The sequence below is a fragment of the Prevotella sp. P4-51 genome (genome assembly GCF_002251455.1).
Classification (GTDB): Bacteria; Bacteroidota; Bacteroidia; order Bacteroidales; family Bacteroidaceae; genus Prevotella.
On the sequence record NZ_NPJM01000034.1, the window covers coordinates 22,318 to 30,441 of the forward strand.

An 8,124-nucleotide genomic window follows, 5' to 3' on the forward strand; every position below is an offset into this window, starting at 1 on the left:
ATTAATCTATGTTATCGGTGTCGGTATCTTATCTCTCGCAATCGGTGATTACCCATAAATCGACTTTTGTCCACATGACCATTGACACCTCTTATTCGTCCTTTGGCCGTGTATTGCCAAAGGGTGATGTCGCGACCATCGGTCAAAATGGGCTCACGCTGAGTATATTGGGCAATCATAATCTTATAATCATTGAGTTTGCCGGCGAAATGATGGTCATAGAAGTTGGCTCCGGTATAGATTAACGGCTTCTGACGATAAGCCACCTCTACGAGTTGGAGAAACTTGAATACCGAGTCGGTAAACTCTTTCACGGACAACCCACTACGTGTCTCGATGTCTATCATGGGCAACAGGTCCTGGTCTTCAGGCCTGCATTGTGCCATAAAATTACGCAACTGTACCTCTTGGGGAATGCGGGCTCGATAGAAATGATAAGAACCAACCTTGAGGCCGTTCTGATGAGCCAGTTCTATGTTACGCTTATACTTGCTGTCAATATTGTCACCACCTTCGGTAGCCTTGAGATAGACATAGGCCATCTTAGCATTGTCTCCTATCTGCTCCCAAAACACATCTCCCTGATAGTGGCTCATATCTATGCCATGTATGTGCTGGCAGGTGTCTTCACATTCGGTCTGGGCATGTGTGGCAAGTGTACAAAATATTGATAATATGAATATATATATGCACTTCATAGGTGCAAAGTTACTTTAATATGTAGAAAATACAAAACAAACTTACTCTTTTTTCGTTACCACGTCGCATCATTGACCATATGCCAAGCCGTCAGAAACGAGGCGCGCGTAATGTCTGCGAGTTTGGGGTAATTGATGGTTGACGCTTCGTCGGAAGGCTGATTGTAATGCGGCTGTGCATCAGTATGATACCACACGATAGGAATAGCGTGACGCGCAAACGAACTCTGGTCGCTTCCTCCTACAGGATTGTCCCACGGTTTATAGTTGGGATGCAGGTCCAGCTGGCAGTGGGCTATGTCGTCCTTAAGCCATTCACCGATACGAGGATGGCTTTCGGTATAGAAGTACACAAAATATTGAGAATCGTCAGGGCGATTGTTGCCGCCGACCATATCAAAATTGAGATAACCCTTAATCTGGCTGATATCTTTGTGGCTGTTCACAAAATAACGCGAGCCAAGTAGCCCAAGTTCCTCTCCGTCCCAGAAGGCGAAGACTATGGTGCGGCGTGGACGGACACCGCTCTTGACAAAAGCCTGCATAATCTGCAGCACAGCACTTACACCCGAGGCATTGTCGTCGGCTCCGTTGTAAATCTGGTCTCCAACCAATGTGGGAGAAAGGCCCTCGTGGTCAAAATGCGCCCCTACCACTACGACTTCGTCGGTAGAAGTGCCGGGGATACACGCTATCACATTGGCCAAACTGAGAAGATGATGAGGGCCTTTGGCTATATTAACCAAGGAGTCTGACTCTACAAAATAACGTGGACTGCGACGTAGCGAAGGGCGTGCGGCGGCGTTGAACGGTTGCAGAAATGAGGCTGACTCGTAAGGCTGCAATCCCAATTGGCGCATGTGTGAGACTATGTACTGCTGGGCCAACTGTGACCCACGCATCCCCGCCTGACGACCTTCCATTAAATCGTGAGCCAAGAAACCAACATGGGCGCGAGCTGCATTTTCGGTGATGCTCTGAAGACCGATATTCTTCTGCTGGGCAAGATGGATGGCAGCAGCCGTATTTGGGTTGCGACGGATGGCGTCAGCAGGTTGCGCATAGAGCAATGCCACTGTAGCCCAAAGGATATATAATGTGTAATTAACGTAACGCATAATCATCATAATTCATTTAACCTTCGATTTCACTGAGCTCCAGCCACCGCATGCTCTTCTCGTCAATTTCTTCTTTGAGCTTGGGCAGCAAACGGCTTTTCTCCGTGAGTTCTTCGACGCTGAGTGTACCGCTACAGAGTGCTTCTTCTATCTCGTGCTGTTGTTGTTCGAGTGATGCGATATCCTTTTCGAGCTGCTCAAACTCCCGTTTCTCCTTATACGACATACGGCGACGGCTGTCGTTGCGATAAATCTTCTTCTCCTTGACAGAGGCATCTACCTTGGCTTCCTCTTTGCTCTGCAAGGCCGAATACTGCCGATACTGTGTATAGTTGCCAGGGAAATCATCTATCACACCCTCGCCCTTAAAGACAAGGATATGGTCAACGACCTTATCCATAAAATAACGGTCATGGCTTACGACGATGACGCAACCGGGGAAATCCTGCAGATACTCTTCCAGGACTTGGAGGGTCTGTATGTCCAGGTCATTGGTGGGCTCATCAAGAATAAGAAAATTGGGATTCTCCATCAGCACAGTACAGAGATACAGTTTGCGTCGCTGTCCTCCACTGAGTTTATACACATAGTCGTACTGCTCTTCGGGCGTGAAGAGGAAGCGCTGCAAAAACTGGGAAGCAGAGAGGTGGCGCCCGCCACCAAGGTCGATATACTCGGCACGCTTGGTGATAATGTCGATGACCCGCTCTTGCTCGTCAAACTGCAGGCCGTCCTGTGAATAATATCCGAACTTGACGGTCTCGCCGATATCAAACCTTCCCTCGTCCGGCCGCTGCAATCCTAACAGCAGCTTGATAAAGGTAGACTTTCCAGTACCATTGTTGCCCACAATGCCCATTTTCTCGAAACGGGCGAAATTGTAATAGAAATTGTCGAGTATAACTTTATCCTTGCCAAACCGTTTGGAAACATACTGACATTCGAAGATTTTAGAACCTATATATACATTGGATGCTTTGAGTCTTACCTGGCGCTCTTCAATACGCTGATGGGCGCGGACTTCGAGTTCATAGAATGCGTCCTCACGATACTTGGCTTTGTGGCCACGGGCCTGAGGCATACGGCGCATCCACTCCAATTCGGTACGATACAGATTGGCGGCGCGAGCCTGTTCGGCACGACGATTGTCAATGCGCTCCTGACGCTTCTCAAGATAATAGGCATAATTGCCACGATAGGTATAAATGGTATGGTCATCCAGTTCGAGGATTACATCACACACACGGTCAAGAAAATAACGGTCATGGGTAACCATTAGTATCGACTTGTTGCCTCGCTGGAGAAAACCCTCCAGCCATTCTATCATCTCGAGGTCCAAATGGTTGGTAGGCTCGTCCAATATCAGGAAATCGGGCTCGGTAATGAGCGCATTGGCAAGGGCCACCCTCTTGCGCTGTCCGCCACTGAGTTGCCCCATCGGCTGAGAGAGGTCTGCGATTTTAAGCCGGGTCAATATCTGCTTGGCCTTCACTATCTTCTCATCATCGCCCTGATGGTTGAAGCAGGCATCCAACACGGTGTCATCGGGATTAAACACAGGTTCCTGCTCCAGATACCCCGTGCGTATTCCATTGCGATAAACAATAGCTCCTTCATCCTGGCTCTCTCTGCCAGTAAGGATTGACAGCAGCGTAGACTTGCCAGTACCGTTGCGGGCAATGAGGCCTACCTTCTGCCCCTCGGCTATGCTGAACGAAAGATTGGCGAAAAGCTCACGAGCGCCGAAACGCTTGCTTACGTTCTGTACATCAAGAATAGTATTCTGACTTGCCATCGTATCGACGTATTAATCAGCAGCAGCCAACGAGTCGTTGATTTGTCCAATATAGTCTATCACCTCCTGACGTCCGGTCTTCTTCTCACTGCTCGTGATAAAATATGGAGGCAACGTTTCCCATGTATCTCTGAGGCTTTCCATCCAGCGCTCTGCATTCTGACGAGCCTTGACGGGGCCGAGTTTGTCGGCCTTGGTAAAAACGATACTGAAAGGAACGCTGCTCACGCCCAGCCAATCGATAAACTCACGGTCTATCTTCTGCGGGTCATGGCGAATATCTATGAGTACAAATACATTGACCAACTGCTGACGCTGGAGTATGTAACTCGAAATCATACGCTGCAGTTGGTCTTGCACGGATTTAGAACGCTTGGCATAACCATATCCTGGGAGATCGACAAGATACCATTCACGATTGACAAGAAACAGATTGATAAGAAGAGTCTTGCCGGGGGTGGCACTGGTCTTGGCCAGGCCCTTATGATTACAAAGCATATTGATGAGGCTTGATTTACCTACATTGCTTCGACCGATAAAAGCATACTCGGGCTTGTTGTCTTTTGGACATTTTTCGACTGTAGGCGCTGAAATAACAAACTGAGAATTCTTAATTTCCATATCGTTGCTTTAATTATATATGCAAAATTACGACTTTTTTTTTGTAATATCTCCGCTTTGCCGTAACTTTGTATCAAATGTTCTGAAAAAGCAAACAAGATGAAACAAATCAGTTGGGGATTTATTGGTTGCGGCGAGGTTACCGAGAAGAAGTCTGGTCCCGCCTTTGCCGAAGTGGAAGGTTCGCATGTGGAAGCGGTAATGAGCCGCAGCGAACAGAAAGCGCGCAACTATGCGGAGCGACACAATATACGCAAATGGTACACGGATGCCCAGGAATTGATAGACGACCCGGATATCAATGCCATATATATTGCCACCCCACCATCAAGTCATGCCACTTTTGCCATTATGGCGATGCGTGCAGGCAAGCCGGTATATGTGGAAAAGCCATTGGCTGCAAGCTATGACGACTGCGTACGCATCAACCGCATAAGCGAGCAGACAGGAGTGCCCTGTTATGTGGCCTACTATCGCCGCTACCTGCCTTACTTCCAGCGCGTCAAAGAAATCATACGCGAAGGGCGCATTGGCAATATTACCAACGTGCAGGTAAGGTTTTCCGCTCCTCCCCGAGAATTGGACTATAACTCCACCCGCGAACTGCCATGGCGCCTGCAGCCAGACATCTCTGGTGGTGGTTATTTCTACGACCTGGCCCCTCATCAACTTGATTTATTGCAAGACATCTTTGGCGTTATCGTCAAAGCCCACGGTTATTGCACCAACCGCGCCCACCTCTATACCGCAGAAGATACCATAAGCGCTTGCTTCCGCTTTGAGAGTGGACTGGTCGGCAGCGGGTCATGGTGCTTCGTGGGCCACCAAAGTGCCAGAGAAGACTGCATAGAGATAGTCGGCGAACAAGGTATGCTGTCTTTCTCTGTCTTCAACTACAAACCTATCCGTCTGGTAACCTCAGAAGGTTTGACAGAGATAGAGGTCAAGAACCCTCCTTACGTGCAACTACCGATTATACGCAAAGTGATAGAAGACCTGCAGGGTCTGAACATCTGCACATCGACCAGCGTGAGCGCAACTCCCACCAACTGGGTGATGGATCGCATATTGGGAAAAATGTAGGCTGTATGCTCCGACATCTCTATCTGATTATCATATTGCTCATCACATCTTCACCACTTATGGCAGATGACTCTATCCCACCTCAAAAGAAGGGTGTGATAGGAGTCCTGTATGACTTTGTCAAAGAATTCAGCCGTGTAGATACCAACTATGTGGAACCGCAGCGATATAATTTTGCTGCAATGATTCAGAACACCAACACCTATGAGGTATATCGCCTGAGCAGCAGTGACGGAATGAATGTAGTCTTTGCCCCCAAGCCGCGCATAAAGGTCGGCCCTTACTTCGGGTGGAGATGGATATTCCTGGGCTATACCCTCGACGTGGCCCACATCAAAGAGAGCGGACGCAACCAAGACTTCAACCTGAGTCTATATTCCAATCAGATAGGCGTTGACCTGTTCTATCGTCGCACGGGAGACAACTACAAAATCAAGGAAATTGATGTAGGACGACAATATGATACCGAGGGATTGAAGGATTTGCCATTTGATGGAATAGAAGCAAGCATCAAGGGCTTCAACCTATATTATATCTTCAACCACCGCAAATTCTCTTATCCCGCTGCTTACAGTCAAAGCACGGTACAGCGACGTTCGGCCGGTTCGTTTATGGCGGGTATCGGTTATACGCGACATGGCTTGAATATGGACTGGATGAAACTGTCTGCCATTATCAAGCAACATACGGGCTATACTGCGCCCAACGGACTTGATGCCAATCGCAACCTGCCTCCCCACATCGATTATACCGACTACTCCATCTCTGGAGGATACGCATACAATTGGGTGCCCGTGCGCAACCTGCTAATTGACGCCTCCCTGTCTATTGGGCTTTCATACAAGACCACGCGTGGCGACAACCATGAAGACAAACCTTGGTTCAAACAGCTTTCACTGCACAATACCAACATTGATGCAATTGGCCGTATGGGTATAGTATGGAACAACACCAAATGGTTTGTGGGAGCCAATGCTGTATTCCATTCGTATAATTATCACAAAAGCCAGATAACGACCAATAATACTTTTGGCAATGTCAACATTTATATAGGATTTAACTTCGACCGACGATGAAACATACAATATTCCTCGCTGTCGTCATATGGGGCTTATGCCTCAATGCCATTGGACAGAAGAAGGTGGATTATAAGCCATCTGACAGCCTACGCGTGACTTCGCTGCTGAAGCAGGCGAGACACCTGGGCAAGGATAAAAATCTCATGATATACTTTGCCCGTCAACTACGTGGCATTCCCTATGTTGCCAAGACCTTGGAGGTGAACCCATCCGAACAGCTCGTTGTCAACCTGCGCCAACTCGACTGCACCACATATGTCGAGACGGTAATGGCGCTCACGCTGTGTGCCCGTGAACAAAGCATCAGGTTTGAAAATTACTGCCGCTGGCTGAGAACAATACGTTACGAACAAGGGAAAATAGGCTACACGCGACGACTGCATTATTTCACTTCATGGATTGACGACAACACCGAGATGGGGCTGATTAAGGAGATTTCGCATAAAGGACGACCATTCACCGGCCGCCAGCAACTCAACATTGATTTCATGTCTACCCACAGCCACCTCTACCCTATGCTGCATGGCAAACCAAAGGCCATAAAAGAAATCAGAGATACGGAGCAAAAACTGACCGGACGCACTGTGGCCTATATTCCGAAGAAATCAATAAACAACTCAACGCTCATGCGCCAGACCATAAAGGATGGCGACATACTGGCCATTACCACATCCAAACAAGGACTCGACACATCCCACATAGGCATAGCTGTTTGGCACGCCGACGGCCTACATCTCCTCAACGCCTCACAAATAAGACACAAAGTAGTGGAAGAACCTATGACGCTCGCAGTATATATGAGCAAGCATCCCAAACAGACCGGAATAAGAGTGATAAGGATAAAAGTTGATTGATTTGCTGCTTAAAGAAAAGCTAAAACCTCTGCGAGTAATCGTTGCAATGCTGCACAAAAAAACTGAAGTATCATTAATATAAAGCTACATGGAAGAAGTAAAACGAGATAGAGCGAGGAGAAAACTCTTAAGAGTAACCTTCCCCAATGGAAAAGTCCTTTGTTATAAAAGTACAACCGATACAATGATAGCAACCATGCAAGAGTTGGGCGATGATGTTATAGCCAATATAAAACTACAGTCATGCCACCTGCCATTGTTATCAAAAGAAATATATCCCAAATACAAGGAATGGATGAAGCCTGTTTGCAATGGTTGGCATCTCAACACACAATCAAACTCGGACACAAAGTTCCTGCAATTAAATGCTATAAATGAGCAATTGTCTTTAGGATTAAAAATAGAGTTGGGAGAAGACTTTGTAGCACAAGACAACCCTAACAAAGAAAAGCGCACTAGAACAAAAGGCGAAATACTCGTAAAATTACCAGATGGGCAATGTTTTGCCAATAATTCAATAACAAATACGTTCCTTGAAGTAATCAGGGAAATTGGTATAGATAAAATCAAGCAAAAAGAACTAACTTGGTGTGGCAAACCACTTATAACAACATCAAAGATGTTTAACGGACAAGTACAGATAGACAATGAGCGATGGATTGTCATGCCTAACACAACCAAAGATAAGGTTAAACTCCTCAGAGTTATCGGTGCTATGTTGCGTATAAATATGGAAATTACCTCAATTTGGTAGTGTAAACAGAACTGTGTCACGGCTCTGATTTTTTATTCTTTCCCTCTTATTTGTGTGCAGATTTCATATCTGCATACAAATAAGAGGAGCCTTTCACAGGCAAAGTTACATAATCTTGAACC

General features: G+C 46.9%; 8 protein-coding genes. 4 read left to right on the forward strand and 4 right to left on the reverse strand.

Annotation, left to right across the window (positions count from 1 at the left end; genetic code table 11):
* Window positions 1-11: 11 nt before the first annotated feature.
* Genes CIK94_RS04110 through yihA form a run of 4 tightly spaced genes read right to left on the reverse strand, consistent with a single transcriptional unit; the run spans window position 12 to window position 4,232 of the window.
* Complete coding sequence (locus tag CIK94_RS04110) at window positions 12-698, reverse strand: glycoside hydrolase family 25 protein (protein ID WP_094388147.1); 687 nt, start codon at window positions 696-698, stop codon at window positions 12-14.
* 56 nt (window positions 699-754) lie between these two features.
* Window positions 755-1,816: a M28 family metallopeptidase gene (locus CIK94_RS04115; RefSeq protein ID WP_094421463.1), complete on the reverse strand. Its 1,062-nt coding sequence runs from the start codon at window positions 1,814-1,816 to the stop codon at window positions 755-757.
* A 16-nt stretch (window positions 1,817-1,832) separates the two neighbouring features.
* Window positions 1,833-3,611 carry an ABC-F family ATP-binding cassette domain-containing protein gene (locus CIK94_RS04120; RefSeq protein ID WP_094421451.1) on the reverse strand — a complete coding sequence of 593 codons (1,779 nt, stop codon included), beginning with the start codon at window positions 3,609-3,611 and terminating at the stop codon, window positions 1,833-1,835.
* Between the two features lie 12 nt (window positions 3,612-3,623).
* Window positions 3,624-4,232 (reverse strand): ribosome biogenesis GTP-binding protein YihA/YsxC, encoded by a 609-nt coding sequence (gene yihA / locus CIK94_RS04125; RefSeq protein ID WP_094421453.1) that lies wholly within the window; start codon window positions 4,230-4,232, stop codon window positions 3,624-3,626.
* 99 nt (window positions 4,233-4,331) lie between these two features.
* Here yihA and CIK94_RS04130 point away from each other — a divergent pair, with 99 nt between their 5' ends.
* The 4 genes from CIK94_RS04130 to CIK94_RS04145 all read left to right on the forward strand — a co-directional run bounded on the left by CIK94_RS04130 (window position 4,332) and on the right by CIK94_RS04145 (window position 8,002).
* The gene (locus CIK94_RS04130) at window positions 4,332-5,315 is read left to right on the forward strand and encodes a Gfo/Idh/MocA family protein (RefSeq protein ID WP_094387001.1); all 984 of its coding nucleotides are present in this window, start codon (window positions 4,332-4,334) and stop codon (window positions 5,313-5,315) included.
* 5 nt (window positions 5,316-5,320) lie between these two features.
* On the forward strand, window positions 5,321-6,391 hold the full coding sequence (locus tag CIK94_RS04135) for a DUF4421 domain-containing protein (protein ID WP_094421456.1): 1,071 nt from the start codon (window positions 5,321-5,323) through the stop codon (window positions 6,389-6,391).
* Window positions 6,388-7,248, forward strand: coding sequence for an N-acetylmuramoyl-L-alanine amidase-like domain-containing protein (locus CIK94_RS04140; RefSeq protein ID WP_094421458.1), 861 nt, complete (start codon window positions 6,388-6,390; stop codon window positions 7,246-7,248). Before CIK94_RS04135 ends, CIK94_RS04140 begins: the two co-directional genes overlap by 4 nt.
* 88 nt (window positions 7,249-7,336) lie before the next feature.
* Window positions 7,337-8,002 carry a hypothetical protein gene (locus tag CIK94_RS04145; protein ID WP_094421460.1) on the forward strand — a complete coding sequence of 222 codons (666 nt, stop codon included), beginning with the start codon at window positions 7,337-7,339 and terminating at the stop codon, window positions 8,000-8,002.
* The last annotated feature ends 122 nt before the right edge of the window (window positions 8,003-8,124 follow it).